The organism is Amycolatopsis thailandensis, from assembly GCF_002234405.1.
GTDB lineage: Bacteria > Actinomycetota > Actinomycetes > Mycobacteriales > Pseudonocardiaceae > Amycolatopsis > Amycolatopsis thailandensis.
Genome location: NZ_NMQT01000043.1, coordinates 45,566 through 65,444 on the forward strand (window position 1 = coordinate 45,566; position 19,879 = coordinate 65,444).

At 65.2% G+C, this 19,879-nt stretch carries 16 protein-coding genes; 10 read left to right on the forward strand and 6 right to left on the reverse strand.

Translation table 11 applies throughout. The features are described from left to right. The first annotated feature begins 10 nt into the window (after positions 1–10). Positions 11–1,549: a type 1 periplasmic-binding domain-containing protein gene (locus CFP71_RS13285; protein WP_093934157.1), complete on the forward strand. Its 1,539-nt coding sequence runs from the start codon at positions 11–13 to the stop codon at positions 1,547–1,549. Between the two features lie 119 nt (positions 1,550–1,668). On the opposite strand, the gene CFP71_RS13290 is transcribed toward CFP71_RS13285, so the two are convergent. Further along, complete coding sequence (locus CFP71_RS13290; RefSeq protein ID WP_093934158.1) at positions 1,669–2,619, reverse strand: chitinase; 951 nt, start codon at positions 2,617–2,619, stop codon at positions 1,669–1,671. Between the two features lie 229 nt (positions 2,620–2,848). Between CFP71_RS13290 and CFP71_RS13295 the strand changes: the two genes are divergently transcribed. Next, positions 2,849–4,111 carry a GGDEF domain-containing protein gene (locus tag CFP71_RS13295; RefSeq protein ID WP_244199660.1) on the forward strand — a complete coding sequence of 421 codons (1,263 nt, stop codon included), beginning with the start codon at positions 2,849–2,851 and terminating at the stop codon, positions 4,109–4,111. Here the strand turns inward: CFP71_RS13295 and CFP71_RS13300 are convergent. Continuing rightward, positions 4,108–4,572 carry a nucleoside deaminase gene (locus CFP71_RS13300; protein WP_208635946.1) on the reverse strand — a complete coding sequence of 155 codons (465 nt, stop codon included), beginning with the start codon at positions 4,570–4,572 and terminating at the stop codon, positions 4,108–4,110. The genes CFP71_RS13295 and CFP71_RS13300 overlap by 4 nt on opposite strands. Before the next feature lie 118 nt (positions 4,573–4,690). On the opposite strand from CFP71_RS13300, the gene CFP71_RS13305 reads away from it, so the two are divergent. After that, a complete protein-coding gene (locus CFP71_RS13305; RefSeq protein ID WP_093934161.1) occupies positions 4,691–5,650 on the forward strand; it encodes a helix-turn-helix transcriptional regulator in 960 nt (319 codons plus the stop codon). On the opposite strand, the gene CFP71_RS13310 is transcribed toward CFP71_RS13305, so the two are convergent. From CFP71_RS13310 to CFP71_RS13320, 3 genes are read right to left on the reverse strand one after another with little or no spacing between them, the layout of a single operon-like run. Beyond that, the gene (locus CFP71_RS13310; RefSeq protein ID WP_208635950.1) at positions 5,609–6,901 is read right to left on the reverse strand and encodes an MFS transporter; all 1,293 of its coding nucleotides are present in this window, start codon (positions 6,899–6,901) and stop codon (positions 5,609–5,611) included. The two genes, CFP71_RS13305 and CFP71_RS13310, sit on opposite strands and share 42 nt — an antisense overlap. Positions 6,902–6,945: 44 nt before the next feature. Then, complete coding sequence (locus CFP71_RS13315; RefSeq protein WP_093934162.1) at positions 6,946–8,214, reverse strand: tyrosine-type recombinase/integrase; 1,269 nt, start codon at positions 8,212–8,214, stop codon at positions 6,946–6,948. Continuing rightward, positions 8,211–8,426 (reverse strand): helix-turn-helix domain-containing protein, encoded by a 216-nt coding sequence (locus CFP71_RS13320; protein ID WP_093934163.1) that lies wholly within the window; start codon positions 8,424–8,426, stop codon positions 8,211–8,213. Before CFP71_RS13320 ends, CFP71_RS13315 begins: the two co-directional genes overlap by 4 nt. A 2,561-nt stretch (positions 8,427–10,987) precedes the next feature. Between CFP71_RS13320 and CFP71_RS13325 the strand changes: the two genes are divergently transcribed. Then, positions 10,988–11,581 (forward strand): helix-turn-helix domain-containing protein, encoded by a 594-nt coding sequence (locus CFP71_RS13325; RefSeq protein WP_143267077.1) that lies wholly within the window; start codon positions 10,988–10,990, stop codon positions 11,579–11,581. A gap of 740 nt (positions 11,582–12,321) precedes the next feature. Here CFP71_RS13325 and CFP71_RS13330 read toward each other — a convergent pair. Further along, entirely contained in the window at positions 12,322–13,113 is a 792-nt protein-coding gene (locus tag CFP71_RS13330; protein WP_093934165.1) for a GntR family transcriptional regulator, read from the reverse strand. Between the two features lie 382 nt (positions 13,114–13,495). Between CFP71_RS13330 and CFP71_RS13335 the strand changes: the two genes are divergently transcribed. The 6 genes from CFP71_RS13335 to CFP71_RS13360 all read left to right on the forward strand — a co-directional run bounded on the left by CFP71_RS13335 (position 13,496) and on the right by CFP71_RS13360 (position 19,870). Continuing rightward, positions 13,496–13,864: a hypothetical protein gene (locus CFP71_RS13335; RefSeq protein WP_093934166.1), complete on the forward strand. Its 369-nt coding sequence runs from the start codon at positions 13,496–13,498 to the stop codon at positions 13,862–13,864. Then, the gene (locus CFP71_RS13340) at positions 13,864–14,364 is read left to right on the forward strand and encodes a hypothetical protein (RefSeq protein ID WP_093934167.1); all 501 of its coding nucleotides are present in this window, start codon (positions 13,864–13,866) and stop codon (positions 14,362–14,364) included. Before CFP71_RS13335 ends, CFP71_RS13340 begins: the two co-directional genes overlap by 1 nt. Then, complete coding sequence (locus CFP71_RS13345; protein ID WP_093934168.1) at positions 14,361–15,941, forward strand: DUF2637 domain-containing protein; 1,581 nt, start codon at positions 14,361–14,363, stop codon at positions 15,939–15,941. The genes CFP71_RS13340 and CFP71_RS13345 overlap by 4 nt, the downstream gene beginning before the upstream one ends. 248 nt (positions 15,942–16,189) lie before the next feature. Then, a complete protein-coding gene (locus tag CFP71_RS13350) occupies positions 16,190–18,355 on the forward strand; it encodes a hypothetical protein (RefSeq protein ID WP_143267078.1) in 2,166 nt (721 codons plus the stop codon). Between the two features lie 203 nt (positions 18,356–18,558). After that, positions 18,559–18,819: a hypothetical protein gene (locus CFP71_RS13355; RefSeq protein WP_093934170.1), complete on the forward strand. Its 261-nt coding sequence runs from the start codon at positions 18,559–18,561 to the stop codon at positions 18,817–18,819. A 679-nt stretch (positions 18,820–19,498) separates the two neighbouring features. Then, entirely contained in the window at positions 19,499–19,870 is a 372-nt protein-coding gene (locus CFP71_RS13360) for a hypothetical protein (protein ID WP_093934171.1), read from the forward strand. Positions 19,871–19,879 lie beyond the last annotated feature (9 nt).

Genomic DNA, 19,879 nt, shown 5'->3' on the forward strand with positions numbered 1-19,879 from the left:
GAGAACACGTATGTCCGAGGCCCGTGATCGCGCGGCGACCGGCCCGCCGGTGCGGCCCCGCGGCTGGGCGCGCCGCCATCGGGCGTTGCTGATCGTCGTCGTGGTCCTGCTGGCGGCCGCCGCGCTGACCGGCATCAGACCCTGGGAGTCCTGCGGTGCGGGGTTGCACGCGGTGGACGCGGACGAGGATTCGGTCGGCTCGTCGTACGTGTGCGTCGGGCTGAACCTCGACTCCGGCCCGATGCGGGAAGACGATCCGCTCGGCCCGCTCGAAAAGCTCGTCAAGGGCCGTAACGACGCGGCGGGCGACAACTTCAGGACCATCGTGGTGCTGGAGAACCTGACGCCCGATCGGAAGGTCGACAGCCAGCCGTTCCCGTTCGTGCGGCGCGAGGTCCAGGGTGCGATCACCGCCGCTTGGCCGAAGAACGGGCCCGCGGGGTTCAAGCTGCTGCTGGCCAACTACGGGAGCAATGCCGACCATTGGCGCGTCGTCGCCGACGAGATCATCGCCGCGGCCGCCGCCCAGCGGGTCGTGGCGGTCACCGATGTCGGCGTCAGTTCGGAGAACAGCCGGGCCCTGGTGGCCGAACTGTCCGCGCGCGGCATCGCCACGATCGGCGCGACGGTCACCGCGGACAACATGAACACCGATCTGAAGGGCGCGCGGACCGAGAACTTCTTCCGGGTGGGCCCGACCAACACCGACGAGGCCCGCGCCGCGGCCGGGTACATCGCCACGCACGGTTTCCAGCGGGTGATGATGATCCAGGGCAACAGCAAGGAGGACACCTACGCGACGACGCTCGCCGAGGCCTTCAAGAGCTCGTCGAAGGTGCCGGTGCTCTTCACCAAGGCCTACACCCCCAAACCGCTCGCCGACACCTCACGTGAGGCGTATCTGCGGGGGCTGTTCAGGAGCTGGCACAACGACATCTGCGGAGCGAAACCCGACCTGATCTACTTCGCGGGCCGCGGGCTCGATCTCGGCGCCCTCGTGGCGGCGTTGGCGGGCGACGGCGCTTGCGAAGGGCTCGATTCCCTGACCGTGATGACCGGTGACGACGCGAGCACGCTCGCCGGGAATCCCTTGGAACTGAACAAGGACATCGGTGTCCGCCTTCGCTACACGGCGCTGGCCTATCCCGACCAGTGGGATATGTTCACCGCCGATCCGGCCTATCCGACGTACAAGAAGAACTACGACAACTTCGTCGCCGAATTCACCGGCACCCACGGTTTTCCCAAGGGGGAGCTGTGGGACGGCGCCGCGATGATCGAACACGACGCCGTCGCGGCGGCGGTCGAGGCCGCGACGCGGAACGTGTCGGCGGATCCGGTCTCGATGCCGGACATGGTGCGCACCATCGACTGCAACTCCGCGGTGCCCGGTGCCACCGGGTTCGTCGCGTTCGACCAGGTGACGGGGAACCAGCTCGACAAGGCGCTGCCGATCCTGTCCATCGACGCGGACGGTTCGGTGCATCCGGTCGACCTCGTGTGGTCGCGGGGACGGCCGCTGGACACCAAACCGGACTGCGGTCGCTGAGGCTTCGGGCCGGTAAGCCGTGAAGGCCTCCTTCCCTACCTTGAGAGTAGGGAAGGAGGCCTTCACGTACTTCGCGAAAGGAGGATTCGCGAAGCGCTGACACCGGTGGGGAACGGAAGTCAGCCGGTGTAACCCGCCACGATCTTGGTGTAGTCGTACTTGCCCTGCGAGATCCCCGCGCAGTTGTTGCAGTCGCGGTTCACCGCCCAGAACGACAGCCGGGCGAGATGTTTGCTCGCCGCGTAGTCGCGGATCGCGCGGAAGTCGGCGACGCTGACGGTCTCGCCCGCCACGTCGGTCTTCCCGTTCATCGACGAGAGCCCGCTGCGCCGGTACGCCGCGTCGTCGCTCAGGCCGAAGGTGGACTTCACGACGTTCTTCAGCCCGTCCACCGCACTGCGGGTCTTGCCGGCCATGTCACCGCCGCTGGAGAAGTCGAACGGCATGACCGACCACGCGTCGACGCCCGCGCCGAGCACCTTCGACTGGTTGATCAGCCGCTTTCCGGTGGCGTTGGGGCCGCCGACCTCGGTCGGGATGGTGATGACCACGCGCAGGCCGGGGTTCTTCTGCTTCGTGATCTTGACGGCGTTCAGGATCCGGTCCTGGACGGTGTAGTTCTCGAATTCGTCGGTGTTCTCGATGTCGAGGTCGATCGCCTTGAGTTTGTAGGCGTCGATGACCTTCTGGTACGCGCCGGCGAGTGCCGCGGGGGTGGAGCACTTCGGGCCGAGCTTCGTGCCGGACCAGCCGCCGAACGACGGGATGACGTCGCCGCCCTTGGCCCGGATGTTGTTGATCATCGTGGCGTCGGAGCCGGTGAGCGAACGGCTGCCGTCCCATTTCGGGTTGCAGCCGCCGTCGGAGAGGATGAACGCGAGGGTGAAGGCCTTGACCCCGGTGGCGTTCATCGCGGCGATCGGGTCCGTCTGTCCCGACCACTGGTACAGATACGGCGAGGCGAGCACCGCGTCCGGGGCCGCCGAGGCGACGGGGGCGAGGCCGACGGCCGTGGCGAGAGCGGCGCCGACGGTGGTGGCCAGTGTTGCCCAGCGTCGTAGGGATTTCATAGGTCCTCCAACTGGTACGCGCGCGGTGAGGCGCGCAGGTGTGGAGCACCTCCGTCTTGACGCGGCGTATCAACCGGGAGGTCACTGTGTGCTCACTCACAGTGGACTAGACCATTGAGGACTGTCAAGAATTCACCAGGATTCCGGGCGGAAACGACCGACCTTAGTAGGGGGGTCATGACCCGGAAAGAGGATCGACACCACCGCCGGAACCGGCTACTTTGCCGAAATGGTGGGGGACTCCCTGATGGCGACCGGAAGCCGCGGCCGGAGAGACCGGCTCGCCGCGCCACGTCGACTGCTGGGGTCCTGGAGCCTGTGGGAACTACCCAGGCGGGGCCTCATCGGGTACCTGCTCCTCGTCGACGCCGCCGCCTTCGCCGCCACTGCCTATCTCTTCGTGTTGCGGCCGCCCGCGCCGTCGTCCTTGCTCCCGTTTTCCGCTCTGCTGGCCGGAATGATCCTCAGTTCGGAGCTTTCGCGGACCGTCGAGCGGTCCCGCGCCGACACCCGGCTCGGTGCCGGACTCGACTCCGCCTGGATCTTCGCGGGCGCGTTGCTGTTGCCGCCCGCGCCGGCCGCGGTCCTCGTCGTCGCTTCGGCGGGATACCGCTGGTTCCGGATCCGGCGTGGAATCCCGCATCGCCAGGTGTTCGCGGCGTCCGCGACCATGTTGTCGGCGCTGGGTGCCTCGATCCTCCCGGTACTGCTGGGTGCGCCGCCGTTCGCCGACGCGACAAGGGATTTCGAAAGTTTCGCCCTGGTTTTCGCGACCGGGCTGGTCTTCTTGTCCGTCGACGCCGCGTTGGCCGCGCCGGCGGCGGAATTCGGGGCCGAGCCGTCGGGATTCGCTTTCGACGCGGCGATGGTCGCGTTCGGATTGCTGCTCGCGTGGTCGGCGGTGGACTGGCCGCTCGTCACCGTGGTACTCGCCGGGGCGCTCGTGGTGCTGCACCGGGCCGGGACGATGCGGGCTTTGCGCGGTCACGCGGATACGGACGCCGGGACCGGCCTGCTGACGGCGTCGTCCTGGATGGACGGTGCGCGCACCCAATTCGATCTGCTGCGCGGCCGTGGCGCCGATCTTTCGCTGCTGATGCTCGACCTCGACCATTTCGCCCGGCTCAACGACCGGCACGGCAGGCACGTCGGTGACGACGTCCTTCGCGCCGTGGCGGACACTTTGCGCGCGGAGGTCCGGGCGGCGGACCTGGTCGGCCGGTTCGGCGGCGAGGAATTCGTCGTCCTGCTGCCCGGCACGAGCAGGTTCGACGCGCACGCGATCGCCGAACGGATCCGGCAGCGGATAGCGTCGACGTTCGTCTCACTGGGTGGGACGTTCGCCGGGGCGACCGTCTCGATCGGGGTCTCGTCGCATCCCGCCGGCGGCGAGACGCTCGACAGGCTCGTCGGCGCGGCGGATCAGGCGCTGCGCGCGGCCAAGGCGGCCGGGCGCAACCGGACCGTCGTCTTCGAGACCGAGGAGCCCTAGCCCTCGGCAGGGACCCCGATGTCCTCGAACCACAGTTCCGGATGGTCGCGGACGAACCCGGTCATCAGCGCGGTGCACGCCGGGTCGTCGAGCAGGGTGATCTCGACGCCGTGCTCCTCGAGCCAGCCGTGCCCGCCCTCGAACGTGGCGGCCTCGCCGATGATCACCCGGCTGATGCCGAACTGACGTACCAGCCCGCTGCAGTACCAGCAGGGGGAGAGCGTGGTGACCATGATGGTGTCCCGGTAGTGCGGCCGCCTGCCCGCGTTCCGGAACGCCGAGGTCTCGGCGTGCATCGACGGGTCGCCGTCCTGGACGCGGCGGTTGTGGCCGCGGCCGAGCAGGACGCCGTCGGTGTCGAAGAGCGCGGCGCCGATCGGGACCCCGCCCTCGGCCTTGCCGAGTTCGGCCTCTTCGCGGGCGACGGACAGCAGATGCGCGGGATCGATCACGCGAGTCACCTTACGGCCTCGTGAGTGGCTAGGACGGTTCTAACCGTCCTAGCCACTCACGAGGTCAATGCGGACCGGATCTGTCCTCGATCTCTGCCACACTCGTCCCCATGAAGCGAGCGAACCGATGACCACGGGCACGTCGGCACGGCTGCTGAGGCTGCTCTCCCTGCTCCAGGCGCGGCGTGACTGGCCGGGCGCGGACCTGGCGGACCGGCTTCAGGTGGACGTCCGCACGGTCCGGCGCGACGTCGAGCGGCTGCGGGAGCTGGGCTACCCGGTGCACGCCACCCCCGGCGTCGCGGGCGGCTACCGGCTCGGTGCGGGGGCCGCGCTGCCGCCGCTGCTGCTGGACGACGACGAGGCCGTCGCGGTCGCCGTCGGGCTCCGCACGGCCGCGAACGGGACGGTCTCGGGGATCGAGGAGACCTCGGTCCGCGCGCTCACGAAACTGGAGCAGGTGCTGCCCGCCCGGCTGCGGCACCGGGTCGCGGCGCTGAACACCGCGATGATCCCGCTCGGCGGCGCCGGCCCGATCGTCGACGCGGAGGCGCTGACGGTCATCGCGTCCGCGTGCCGCGACCATCAGCGGCTCCGGTTCGGCTACAGCGGCTACAACGGCGACCTCGGCGAGCGCCGCGTCGAGCCGCTGCGCCTGGTGCACACCGGACGTCGCTGGTACCTCATCGCGTTCGACCTCGACCGCGACGCTTGGCGGACCTTCCGCCTCGACCGGATCGACGGCGTCCCGGACACCAGTTTCCGCTTCACACCGAGGGAACCGCCCGCCGAAGACCTCGCGGCCTACGTTTCCCGCGGGATCACGTCGTCGCCGTATCCGTACCAGCTGGTGCTGCGGGTGCACGCCTCGGCGGAAGCGCTCGCCGAGCACGTGGCGCCGACCGCCGGGACGATCGAAGCCATCGACGAGCGCACCTGCCGGGTCAGGGTCGGCTCCAACGACCTTTCCGTGATGCCCTACTACCTCGCCCATTGGGACGTCGACTTCGTGGTGGAGGAGGCACCGGACGAGGTCAAGGATCGGCTAAGGCTGGTCGCCGACCGCTTCGCGCGAGCGGTCGAGTGAGTCCGAAGTGGACTGTGCGGCGCGCTTGGCCAGCAGGCCGATCGAGCCGAGCGAGATCAGTGCCAGCACGATGATGTAGAGCGAGACCGACATCGAGGTCCCGGTGGATTCCAGCAGCAGCACCATGATGAACGGCGCGAGCCCGCCGCCGACGACCGCGCTGATCTGGTAGCCGAGAGACGCGCCGGTGTAGCGCATCTCGGCGGTGAACAGCTCCGCGAACAGTGCCGCCTGCGGGCCGTACATGATGCCGAGGAACAGCGACCCGACGAACGAGGCGACCACGAACAGCGGCAGCGAAGCCGTGTCGATCAGCAGGAACATCGGGATCGCCCAGAGCGCGATACCGGCGGCGCCGAAGGTGTAGATCTTGAGCCTGCCGATCCGGTCGGACAGTTTCGCCGACAGCGGGATGATCGCCAGCTGCAGCGTGCTGATCAGCAGGGTCGCGACGAGCACGGTGGTCCGCGACATGCCCAGGTGACGGGTGGCGTAGTCGAGGACGCCGTTGAGCAGGATGTAGAAGGTGGCGGTGTTGACCATGAACGAACCGCCTGCCAGCAGGACGGTGCCCTTGTGGTGGCGCAGGACGTCCCGCAGCGGCGACTTGGCGCGGCCGCGTTCCTCGGCGGAGAGTTTCGCTTCCGCACGACGGTATTCCGGCGTCTCGTCGATCTTGACGTGCATGTACCAGGCCAGCCCGAGCACGAGGATGCCGACCAGGAACGGGATCCGCCACGCCCAGGTGAGGAAGTCCGACGGCGGGGCGACCTGCGCGGCGATCAGGAACACGGTGTTCGCCAGCACCACGCCGATCGGGACGCCGAGCTGGACGAGGCTGCCGTAGAGCCCGCGTTTGCCGGGCGGCGCGTACTCGGTGGCGAGCAGCATCGCGCCACCCCACTGCGCGCCGACCGCGACACCCTGCACGAGCCGCAGCAGCACCAGGAGGATCGGCGCGGCGATGCCGATCGTGTCGTAGGTGGGAAGCACGCCGATCAGCGTGGTCGCCACGCCCATCACCGCGATCGCCAGCACCAGCACGGGTTTCCGGCCGCGTTTGTCGCCGAGGCTGCCCGCGATGATCCCGCCGAGCGGCCGGGCGAGGAACCCGACCGCGAAGGTGGCGAACGAGGCGAGGACGCCGGCCGCGGCGTTGGTGGTGGGGAAGAAGGTCTTCCCGAACACCAGGGCGGCCGCGATCCCGAAGACGAAGTAGTCGTACCACTTTGCTGGCGAGGCTGTGACCAGGGGATTCGGGGTTGAGAAGGGTTGTAGGCCGTCGTCAGGCCGTCTTAGGCTGCGGCCGCAAGCTTCGGAACAAAAATCGTGTTCGTGGCTGCGCGTGCACGCCGGTGACTGGACGGTACCAAATGCGTGTAGATCCTCAGTGTGTAACCAGGGTCGCTGTGCCCCAGGTACTCCGCGACCTCACGGATTGTGACGCCGTTTGCGAGCCAGGTGGAGGCGCAGAAGTGACGGAGGGCGTGCATCCCGTCACGGTTCTTGTTGATCTGGAAGCCTGCCGCGCCGAGCGCAGGCTTCCAGACAACCTGGGTGAACTTTCCTCCCCACCAGACGTTGCAGTTCCCCCACGACCGGGTGTTCATGTCGTCTTGTCGACGATCTATTAGGAGGTTGACCGTGATGGGGTCGCCGTCTGGATCTTCCCAGGGCAGTGTTACGGCTTGTGGTTCGAACCGCTCCATGTATGCATCGAGTTCATCGAGGACGCCTTCGCCGATGGGAATCGTTCGAGTCTTTTTCCCCTTCGGAAGTGCGAACACTGGCGTACTTCCAATCCATTTGATCTGTCGCTCAATGTGCAGCTCCATCTCGTCTCGGTCGATGTCATCGGGGCTGAGGCCAAAGATTTCCATCTGTCGCAATGCTGCGCCTGCGCCCAGCGGGACGATGATCTTGTAACTTTCGGGCAGCGCTTCTTCGACGGCGTGAACCTTCCGTTCGGTCCATGGTCGAATTTTTGCTCGATCTTTCTGGGGGCGCTTGACGCTCTTTGCCTTGCAAGGATTGTCCGAAATTCGCTTATCGGCCTTTGCGGATTCTAGTATCGCGGATACAATATCGAACAATCCTGCCCTATAAGATCCCTTCAGGCCCTCTTTCTTTAGCCAATCAAGCCAATCGCGGATGCGATCTGTGGATATTTCTTTCAGAGAGTATCTTCCTAAAATTGGGTAGATCCTCTTCTTCATGCGTCGGGTGAGCATTTGTTGGGTCGCGCCATCTTGCGACTGGCCCTTTTTCCAGATCTCGCCATACTCCAAGAGCGACATCTCGCCGGCCTTGATGTCGATGAAACGTCCTGCAAGGACATCGTGCTGCATGGCGATGAGGAAGTTATCCGCCTTCTCCTTCTCCTTGTCGGCGAAGGATTTTGATCGTTCTCTCCCGGTCGCATCGTAGTATCGGGCCTTGTAGCGAAGCCCCACCCCGTAGAGGTCTGTCTTCTCTCGGAGTGGTCGCTTGTTCTTTCCTAGAATCAGGTTTCCGTCGGAATCCTCGCGGTCGCGATACCAACGGTCTTGGACGTGTCCCTTCATGTCCCCTTCGTCTCAGTCGCTGTGCTGTTTTTCTTCAGGTCGAGCCAGGTGTCGACCTCGCCTCTCTGGTAGCGGACGTGTCGTCCCATCCTTGTAAAGGGAGGTCCGGTCCCGCGTCTGCGCCATCTTGCCAATGTCTTGACAGGAATGCGGAGGTAATCGGATAGGTGTTCAGGAGACCACAGTGAATCCGGCTTGTCTGTCTCGGGCATCGCCGCTCCGTAGTTCAGGGGTACTAGGATCGGAGGCGACCGCCTACGAGTCGTGTGGCGGTGCGCCTCTCCTTTGGGTGTGGGCCATGGCGATAGCAAGCATCCGCAGTTCGGTGTGACTCCTGCGCTGGAGGAGTGTCAGCTACGTGGATGGTGCTGGCTGTGCCGCGTTGTCGTGCAGTTGTCGCTCCTGGCGCATCCCCGGCTGCACCAGTGCTGGTGGAAGTTGCTTGACAGTTAACTCTGCTGCTCGCCAGAGTAGTACTACTTGCGAACTAGTCAACTGTCAGGCAACTTTGAGTTGACATGGGTCGCGTTGAGCGATGTACTGGGTCACACCTCAGGGTGGCGGTGTTCAGTCCCTTGACATGGCGGTTCTGCTGCTGGAATCAGGCTGGTCCACTGGCGGTAGGCGTCTCCGGGCAGTCGGACGGAGACGTCAAACCCAGGGTTCTGTACCTGGCTTGACCTGTGGAGCAGGTCCGCGCCCCTCGAATCTTGCCGACTACGTAAGGGTCCAGGTTGATAGCAGACGTCTCTGTACTCACGGGTAGTGGAGTGTGGGGGACAGGTTCGGACACCTGTGAACCCGAAAAGTTTGACGAGATTGCCTTCACCGGTCCGTACATCCTGATTGCGCACGACAACACGGCTGTCCGTTCGACGCCATCGCTTGAGATCGCACGTGAGTCTGTGACGCGCGACGTTACGGTGGCTACGTTCGTGGGTACTCTCCGGAACTCGCTGCTAGCAGTTGATATCGACCCGACCGACACAGCGGCCGAACCCGAATCTGGCGAAGCGATCGCTGGGTTGATCGAGTTGTGGTGCGAGCGGCTAGGTCTCGCATGGATGAGGCGAGCATCGGGACGCCCAGGTCACCAGCATCTCGTAGTTCACGTACCAGACAATCTCCGGAACGACTTCAGAGGCGTTGTTCGATCGCTCGCTCACCATCACTCGGTTTCGGCCACGGTCAGAACGACACTCCGTCCGCTCAGCGCACCTCACCGATCTGGTATCAAGGCGACCGCTGTGTCGGGAAACTTGACTGCGATCGGCCTGGACGACCTCGAGCGTGCGCTGGGAACTGAGCCGGTCATCGTCGAAAAGGTACGTGAAGGCAAACCCCGAACCATGATCAGACGCCGTGCTTCTCCTGAACGTGCTCAGAGCCGATCTGAAATGGAGTTCGGGGAAACGCTTGCGCGGATCCGTGCAAGATGGACATCCAGCCAAGCTTGGGACGCTGCTCGTCAGCCAGGCACCAAAGCGGTGGAGATCGGCCTGATTGCTTGGCGCCGTTGGGTTTGGGCACCTGCGGTAACCACCGTGGACGCTGAACGACACGTCGATGTTTCAGTTGCTTGGAACAACTTTCGAACAGCGTCGCCAGAACAGGCCGCTCATCTGGGTTACGACGGCTGGGTTCGCTCACGTTGGCAGCCAGCAGTGGAGGAAGCGCGATGCTCAAGGCCGCGGCGGACACGAACTGAGCGGGGGCCGGTTCGCAGCCGGCCGGGCGGCGGACAGCTTGCGCTTGCTCTTTTTGGAGAGTCGCGCGTAGAGGCGACGGCGGATCGGCTTGCCGAGGTGGCCTTGGCTGCCGCGTCGCTCACGGGGCGCTTGCTCGGTGGTGTTCGGGTGAAGACGCTATGCATCGCACTTCGAGTATTGGCGCGGGCGATTGTGGCCCGCGAAGGATCTATATCTGTTCGCGCGTGGTCCGAACAAGCAGGGCTCGATCCGAAGACAATTCGGCGTGCGCGTAACGCAGCGCAGGCTCTTGGCCTCATTGAGCAAACGCATCGCTACGACGGCCAGGCCGAGGACTGCGACGCCTGGCTCCCAACTCCCGCGTTGAAAGTCGATCTTGATTGGATCGCCGCGCAGGCTGATTCCCCCACTGGGCGGTACGCCCCCTACCGCGGCGTGCAGGGGGACGCCAGTCGTGACCGCTTACGCAAGCAGCACGCCGCTGAGCGGTCGATGTGGCGAGCTCACCTTGAGACCAGGCAGCGACACTTCCGCCTTCTCTCCAGCTCAACCAGCAGGAAAGCGCATGCAGTTCTGCAGCAACAACGATGGTGGCGGTCGCTGTCAGCTTCAGACTGCGCCGCTCGGCGCGCCATCAGGCGGGAGAGGATAAAGGAGCTACCCGTCGACGCTCGTCATCGATGGGTAGCCTGGCTCGCGTTAAGGCGCGAACTGGTGGCTTGAGCACTCCGGACCATCGCCGGCGGTGAGACGTTCGAGGACTGGCGGCGGCTACGCGATGCTCAGTCGACGGTGTTCTCCGCCGTTGGTCACTTCATGGTCTCAAGCGATGCGCTGCCGCAGTCTGGCTGAGGGCGCGCTCACTAGTGCAGGTCGAAGGCGCAGAGCTCGAATATTAAGCCTGAGGTTCACCGTCTTCACCGGGGCCGACGGACGGAGGCGTCTTCGGCAAGCGCGAGCTGCGCCTCGCCTTCCTCAACATCTCGCGAATGTTCGGCAACCTGTGGAGGCACCGAGGGCGTCGTTGGGTGAAGTTGCATGACAGTTAACTATGCGGTGCTAACGTGTTCATCGCAGTTCGTTGGCCGCCTCAGCTAGTAGTGGAGTGCGACGTGCAGCCAGACCTAGACGTGTCTGACCCCTTTATGGAGGGCCTCGACATGCTCTTTGAGCACGTCAGGCATCCCGTCGAACTAGGGCGTGACGGCCGCCACCGTAAGTGGAGAGCTACAGAACTCGCAGCAGCGCTGGGGGTCAGCGACGCCTATGTCTCAAAACTGCGCAAAGGCGGTGCCAACCCGCCGCTGGGTCTGATCCAAGGTATCGCGGCTTTTTTCGAGGTCTCCGGAGCTGTGCTGGTTGACAATGATCCTAGGCTGCGTGAGTACGTCAGGGCTCAATTGGACCTGTACTCGGCCCTCATCGAACAGGATCTGCCGTTAGCTGAAGCGAAACAGCTTCTTCGAGCACCGAGTGCCGAGCCGCCCGCCCTGATAGCTCGGCTACTTGATACACGTCAACGATACCTCGATGGCTCTGACGATTCAGGCATCGTACCGGTGGAACGCGAGCGGTCACCTTCAAGCGTCGGACCGGTCTTTCTTGAACCGTTGCCCGAAGGTGACGACGACTCGCCCGTCGGCGCAGACAAGGCCTAACCGCGTCTAGTCAGCGCGCAGAGGAAATCCGCACGGCCAAGCGCTGAAGCATGGTTGCCGTCAGGTGCGGCATCAACGCTTGTAGATCAGCGGCGACTTCAACGTCGGAGTCAGGTGCCGTGGCCGCGGTGGTGGAGCTCTTCCGTGCGCGGTCCATCCTGGCGTTGTACTTGCTCAACGCGTCGACCCAACCGGTGCTCCCAGCAGAATGTGGACCCGCCGTTCTTCGCGACCCGTACGACGTCACGCTTGAGCCTCCTCTGGCGCTAACCGATGCGATCTCGAATTGGGCAACCCCTCATGGGTCTTGGCCGGTCTTGGCGCACCGGCTGCCAAACTATCCGAACTCGAGGCTTGACTGCGACCGCATCGTTTGGAGTGAGCGGAGTCGGCGCCAGGAGCTGCCATCGACGGTACCTGGGGGCGCTCCATGCGCTGTCTGAGGCACGCGGTCGCAAGCGATGGTCTTGCGGGTCAAACCCGCTCGCACCTGCGGCTAAGCGTTCAAGCACGCGCTTGGACGCCCAGTGGCATCGATGCGAAACGTGCCGGTTTGTGCCTCTCAGTGGGCGTTTAGTCTCGCGTGCGTGCTTTTGAACGTCGGTCTCAGCTTGCTCCGGGTCGCTCTTTCAACATGCTGGTCCGCCGGGCAGGAAACTCGTCAGTCCTTCACAGCTGGTGGATCGCCGAGTTGCCTTCGCCGTTGGGAGGCTGCAGCGAGTCGAACCTCTGAGCTGGGGTTACGGCGCAGAGGGTGGTGGCCAGACAGCGGATTCGCCGCGGGGGAGAGGAGTTGGGCCAAGCCGTAGGCGGTCGCCGCTGACGGTGCGGGTCGTCACCTCGACTGGTCTGCCGTCGCGCAGCCTGGTGGTCGTGTGAACGTGGAGGACAGGGGATCCCGCCCGCACGTTCAGACAGTGAGCCTCGACTCGATTCGCGCGTTCCGCGCCAACAAGATTGGTCCACGTCAGCGGGCCGCCAAAAGACTCCTCGATCCGATCGAGCACACTGCCGGGTGCGGTAGTGGACTCGGCCAGAACTGGTAGTTGCGCGACGATCCAGTTGGGGAGCGTGCTCGTCACAATCTGCATCGGATCGGGTTGTGTGCGGCCGGCTGAGCGATCTGCTGCCAATCCGAGGACCTGTTTCCTGCTCACAACCTCGTCGCCGAGTTTGAGGTCGAGCAGGTCTGCCATGGTTGTGCGGACGGGCGCCCTTCTGAGCTCAATCTCCCCCAACTGTTTCCAGGGGGTCGACTCGAAGACGTAGCCGGAAACGTCGCGTGAAACCATCGATGACCTGGGCAGATTCTCGCGTCGCTGATCGATCACGATCGTGCCCACGCGCTTCACGACGCGCACAAGGCCTTCGTCCTGGAGATCGTTGTAGACATTCGTGATCAGCCATCGGCTTGTGTTCCATGTCGCCGCCAGGTCCTCAGCTGTAGGCAAGGTGGCTCCGGGAGGAAGCTCGCCGACCCCGATCGCCCGCCGCAGCTCATCGGCAACCGCTCGCCGGAGGTCACTTCCCATCTCGACTACTCCTTAGGTGCCCGCCATGGACGTGACAGTGGCCCTCCGCACACGCTATGTGCAGCATATTGACTAAGCGAGACACTTTCGGACAGTATATGCTGCACATAGACGTTGACAATCACTCCTGTTGACGTTCGAGCACCTCTGGCCTGGGGGCGCAACCCCAGGCCAGAGGCATAGGAGACCGACACACGATGAGGAGGACGGTCCCCGTGTTTGACATGTTCTCAGTAGGCAAGCGGCCTGTGCACTGCGAGGTGCCGGTGGGTGCGGACCTGTACCGAACAGGGATACACCTGAGGGGACGGACACGCCTGACCGGTCGCGTCGTCGACGCATCTCGGCAGCGCGTCCAGATTCCCCGCGGTGGTGAGATCCAGTGACGGCCACCGGTGTCCGTGAAGCGCTGGCGGTACTGCCGTCCTGGCGATGGGCGGGCTTCTATGTCCTCGCCTATCTGACCACCAGCCTGCTGCGCCTCACTGCCAAAGCAAGCGGTCCGATGATCGGAACAGCGATCGGTTATGCGGTCGCCGGCCCCATAGGCGCCGTGGTAGGCCTGCTGATCGGTCAGGCAACTCACACAGGCCCCACCCTCACACACATCGCGAGTCTCCTCGACGACGGTGCCGATCGCCTCGGGCAGGCAGCAAACAGAATCACCGCGTCCGTCGCCGACGAGATCGCTAGGCAGCGCGACGAGTCGGCCAAGCGTGCGGCGGATCGCTACGCGGGGGTGTGCATCTGATGGGCGTCCAGCACACCGATCGGATCGCCGCAGGTTCAGCACCGATCGCCGATCCCGACGACAACACCACCGATCTCCGTGGGCGTGCCGAGGCACGGGAGGAATCGGGCCCGATCGGCTACCGATCGAATGTCCTGATCGAGCCGATCGTCGATCGGTTCAAGATCTCAGTGCCTGCGTTGTGCACCGGCGACGATCGCATGACCGTCTGGCCCCGCCCCACAGTGCAGATCGACGGCGCCAACGTGCTCGAGGCAGTCCGGCTTGATGTGCGTGCCTGGCACGTTACCTACGCGGAGGAGGACGATCCGATCGGGGTCACACTCCCGGTCGTCTGCCGCAATCAGGATGCCGCCGCCCAGCTTGCGGCCGCGTTCTCACAACACCAACGCCAGGGGTATGCAGCACCCAACGAACCGGAAGAGCTCATGAAGTGGTGCGTGTGGTGGGTCTCGGAGAATCCCGCCGTTGACCTCGTGCGCGATCGGACCGACGAGTGAAGCGGGCCAAGCGGGCAGTACACCGTGCCGTCGGCGTCGACGAGCCTCCGGCGCCGGCTTCGGTGATCGAAGGCCGTGTCGATGCCGAGATCCGCGCCGCCGACGCTGACCTGCAGCGCACGATCGCGGCCAAGAACGCCGATCTCGAGCTGAAGGAGAAGGAACGCCTCTCTCGCGAACTCGCCCATGATCGGCGAGTTCGGCGTGAGCAAAGGGCTGCTCGTCTCCGGAGGACGACGCGAAAGCGGCAGAGGGCTCTCAAGTGGCGTGCCTGGCGGGAACTGCGGGCGTCCCTGCGGCTGCAGTTCGAACAGGCTCTCGCCGGCCGGCTGATTTTACTGCTCGTCGCGATGGCCGCCGCAACTGCATGGTACGGCCAGTACCGATACCTGCACGAGGTCATGAACCTGGCGCATCCGTTTCCCGCAGCTGGGGCCACAGCTCTTGAGCTGCTGGGGCTCGGGATGTTCAGCATCGCCAGGAGCGCACGCCGCTACCGCGATCGAGCGATCCGCGCTCGGCTGGTCGGCTGGGCTGTGATCGGCTTCTCGGCGTTCAGTAACTGGGTGCACAACGGTGTGCTTCTCGCCGCGCTGTCCGTTGCCGGGCCGGTCGCGTGGGAGATCCATGAATGGTGGCAGCAGCGGGTGGTACTGCACGACGACGGCAAGTTGCCCGTGCGACCGGTTCGGCCGCGGTTCCCGATCGATCAGGTCGTGCTGTTCCCGCTGTGGACCTACAGCGCGTACCGGATCGCGGTGCGGGATCGGATCGAGGACGTCGGCCAGGCGCTGGCGATCGCTGCTCGGGAACGCGCGGCGCAGCGATGGCTGAACCGATCGACGAGGCGATCGTGGGCGAAGTCGGTTCGGCGGTCGATCGATCGGCACGAGGCGTCGATCGAACACAGGAGCGATCGGCTGGTCCGCCTGCCACTGGCGGACCGATCGGAGCCCGGCAGTATGTCGATCGAAGTCGTGCCGATCGACATCCGCCGGATCACCAATGATCGGCTGGCGGAGCGAGAACCCGGATCCAGTGACTGCCAGGTAGTCAAGACGCCTGCGAAGCCGAGGCGGCTTCGCAGGGTGTTCACGCGGACCGGTCGCCCGCGTGAACTGCGGTTGGGGCCCCTGATCGTGGATGAGATCGATTCGAACGATCACCAAGCCGCGACTGGCATCGCCACGGGACGGGCGACCGATCGGCCGGCGAGCCAACGTAAGCCAGGTCGTTTCCCAGCAGGGAAATCGGGACTAGACGTAGTGGGCAAGACGCTCGGCGACGGCGACCTCCAGGGCAACAGCGATGAGGGCAAGGAGTCGAGCGTGCGCAGTAGCCGATCACCGGATCAGTCGCACGATCGAACACCTGACACCAGATCGTCGTACCGCACCTTGGAGCAACTCCGCGTCGAAGCGCACGCCCTAGTCGAACGCGAAGGATGGCTACCTCGAGACGTCAAGGCCATCTGGCTCCAGAAACGCCTCCGATGCAGCCCGAACCGAGCCCGGATCCTGCGAAACGAGATCAACGCCTTACCCGATCAAACCCGGGACGTGGACAGCGAGGGATGACCTGCCGCTCGACAGGCCGACCGGCTGCCATGGACCGATGCGCGACGGACGGGATCCCTGGGCTGCTGCTCCGCGGGTCTGAGGTCGCGGAGGCAAGCACATCCAGCGACACACGATGCGGCGGGACCTGGCCGCCCCAGATAGCCGTCACTGCTGCCGACAGCAACAGGCCGGGTCCCGCCACACCGTGTCCCGGTGGCCGCGCTCCACCCCGGCCGCCCAGACCCGCCACGCCGAACCGAGGCACGATGAACGACAACGCAGGCCACCCGACAACGCCCCAGCGAGACACCTCCCGGCGGATTATCGTTCCCGCCGGCGGCGATGGTGCCTACGTTGAGCAGAACCCGCATCACACGCCGGGGCAGGAGATGTCCTCAGACGACAAGTCAGTGCCGTCCACGACTATCGCCGCCGGGGATGAGGACGGCTCGCGAAGTGCCACTCGGCCTCCTGCCGCCGCGCAGACCGAGCCGGGCCTGCGTCACCACATTGCGCGTCGTGTCGCCGCCATCGTGCGCACCCGGCGCGCGCAGCCAGGCGTTGAGGTCGCGCGAAAAGAAGAACGTCGCGCTCGTCGGCGCCGCCTCGCGCGTGCGGCGGTGAGGAACGCGAGCACGACCACGTGGTGGACCTTGCGCGGCGTTGGCATCACCGTGCGCGGACTCTGGCGAGCACTGTGGCAACCAGACACCGTCGACGACATCAACGCCATGGTCGACGCCAATGTGCCGGACAAGGCCCATCGCGCCAGGATGAAGTTGCGGCGGGACCGCCGCAACGCGATCGCCTTCTGTCTCATCGTCGTCGCCGCCGCGTACTTCGCCGTCAAATACTGGGGGGCCGAGCTGTGGCTCGCGACCCCGTCGTGGGTGCTCGTCACCATCGTGGCGATCACGGTGCCGCTGCTGACCTTCGTCGGTCGCCCTCAGCGCGAGGACCGGGACGAGACCGAGGCCCCGCACGGCATGCCTCGGGGACTCGCACTCAGCGACTCGGCGCGGGGAGTTGCCCGCACACTCAGCGAGGCGTTCGTCAACAGCAAGATCCGTGCCGAGGTCAGCGAAGGCGGTATCCGCGCCGAGCCCGGCGGTTGGGGATGGACAGTCACGCTGCAACTTCTCGACGGGATCACCGAGCCGAAACTCGAGGCACTCGAGCGGCATCTCAACACGCCGGCAGGAGGCCTCGTCTTCTCCCGCGTTCCGCAAGCCGCTCGGGTCATGGTGCTGCGCATCGTCATGAAGGATCTCCTCACCGACCCCATCGACGCACCGGAGCGCGCGTTCGGCTCGGTACGCGACCACGTCGCGATCGCTACCCGCTTCGATGGCGGTCGCCTGAGCCTCGAGCTGTTCGCGCGGCACGTCCTGATCATCGGACGCACCGGCTCCGGTAAGTCCGGAGTACTTCACGGCTTCCTCGACGCCTTGACCGCAGACCAAGACGTCGACATCGTCGGGATCGATCTCAGCGATGGCCCAGACCTCAAATCCTGGAAAGCCTCGATGCGCGACCACGCGTTCGGGCCGAACATCGACAAAGCCGAGAAGATTCTCGCCGCCGCGGTCAGGCTGGTCCGGCACAACACCGCTAACCTCGGCTCCCGCAACTTCGCCCCCGCCGTCGACGGCCCCGGTCACGTTGTCGTCATCGACGAATACGGGATGGTCGCGGCGATCGACACCTTGAGAGTCCTCGTCGAGTTCATCGTGACCTACGGGGCCAAAGCAGGAGTGTGGGTCGTCCTGGCCAACCAGCGCGCCGTCAACGACATGATGGGCACCTCGCGCCTTGCGAGTCAGGTCCACATCAAGGTGTTCCTGGGCATGTCCGCCGAAGACGCGCAAGGCTTGCCCAAACACCTCCGCGAGCTCGGCGTCCGACCGCACCTGTTCCGGCAGGCCACGCAAACCTCACCTCATGACGCGGGCAAGGCGTTCGTCGTCGACGTCGAAACCATCCCGATCCTCGTGCGGTTCTACCGACTCGGGCGCCTGGCAGCCGTACGACGTGCCAGCGAAAGGGCGCCGTATCGCCCACACCTCGATGCTGCGCGCACCGAGATCCTCGATGCGGATGAGCATGACGGGACGGCCGCGCTTCTGCTGGCGGTCCGCTCGGCCATCCTCGCGATCTCCAGCTCGGAGGGACGCCGCCCGGAACGGGCATCGGGGGAGGAGCTACTCCCTCGCCTGCGGCAACGAGGATTCGCCGTCGACAAGAAGAACCTGCTTGGCGAGCTCCGCAGTGCCTCCCGCGGCCTGATCGACCGAAGCCGGGATACCAACCTTGCCCCAGGTAAGAACCCCAAGGGCTTCTACCTGGAAGACCTGGACCACGCAATCGCCGCGATCGAGCAAGAAGCAACCCGCGCGCCGACCGACAACCCCGGCCCACCGGGAGCACGATGACCGAAGGCGGGACACCAAAGCCTGGACAGCCCATCTCTGAGTCTTCCGCGGCACCAGGAGGTACTGGACAGGCATGCGCAGCGGTCCGGCAGGGCGGGTATGGGCACTACACGGGCTCGGCCACGCAGCTGGACGAGGCGCCGTAGCATCACGACGGCTGCCCGGGCACGGGACAGCGACCATCCAGGGGAAGAACGACACCCATGAGCGAACAAAAACCCGAGACCATCCCATCGGGATGGGACCTGCGAGTCAACCGCACGCACGCGGGACAGCCCAGCGAATGGGTGGTAGGGGCCGAACACGACGGGATCGGCTACACCGCTGAGGCGACGATAGCTGCAACGTCGACAGAACCCGGACCTGACATTGCAACCTGGGCAGCTGAAACTCTGGGCGTCGTCGAGGTTGTCTTCGTCAAGACCAGCAATCCTGAGGTGTGGTTGATCGAGATCGTGTACTGACGCCACACAGTGCTGGCATCAGACGAACTGCGGGAGACCCCAAGCACAAGCGAGCCCCGGACCCAGCGTCACTACTGATGAAGCCGACGGGCAGGTGCAGCTGGGCATGCGTCAGCTCACGCAGCCGGGCTCGGGAACCGTTCGTTGACGTTGACCACGTCGTGCAGCGAAGCCCTGTAGAATCTGGGCTTCACCAGTTCTGGGAGGCGACGCCTCGGTCATTGCGATCCGGTGCGCGGTCCGCGGATTCGTTGCATCTTGACGACAGTGGGCTTCCCCAGCAGTTCCGCGACACCACCTGGCTGGCAGGGAATCCACGCTCCGGTGCGGCCTCGACTGTTCCAGCGAATCCAGCCAGCGACCGCGGCCACGGACTTTCCCCAGCGTCCCTACCTGTCCGGCACACGGGAACGCGAATGTCGACGCGCACGTGTGTGCTGCCGATCGTCGGGAATCGCGGGTGGACTGGACAGGCTCCACCGGCGATCCTCGCCTGTGATGCCGATCGTGATTCGGCTAGTCGCCGGTGTGCCGAACTGGGGCCGGTGATTCCCGCGGTCTTCACCGGACCCGTCCAGACCCAGCCGCTACGCGGTCGGCTTCGCCGAGTCCGGACCGGTCCGGTGAAGACCGCGGATGTCTTCCGGTCCTGCTCACCTGCACCGGCCAGGAGGTACCAATGCCCAAACCGAGCACTCCGTTGCCCTACGGAGCCCACTGCTACTACGAGGTCTCAGAAGAAGCCGACGACCGCTATGGCGTGATCCGGTTCTACCGATACCGGCGCGACACCGGCGACTCTGCCGTCACCGACACCTACCGGGTCACAATCGAGCGCACATTGCGCACGGATCGCTCCTCAGCGCACGTAGATGTCCAGAACCCGGACGAAAGGTGGACGCGCATCGTCAGCAAAGACGCGTCGAAATGGCACAGCACCACGTCTCCCCACAGCAGCAAAGGCACCGACACCCACCCCGATCCCGGGATCGTCACACTCAAACGCCTCGCGGACACCCTGGCTGCGGAAGCGATAGCCAGCCGCGGCTGACCAGCAACG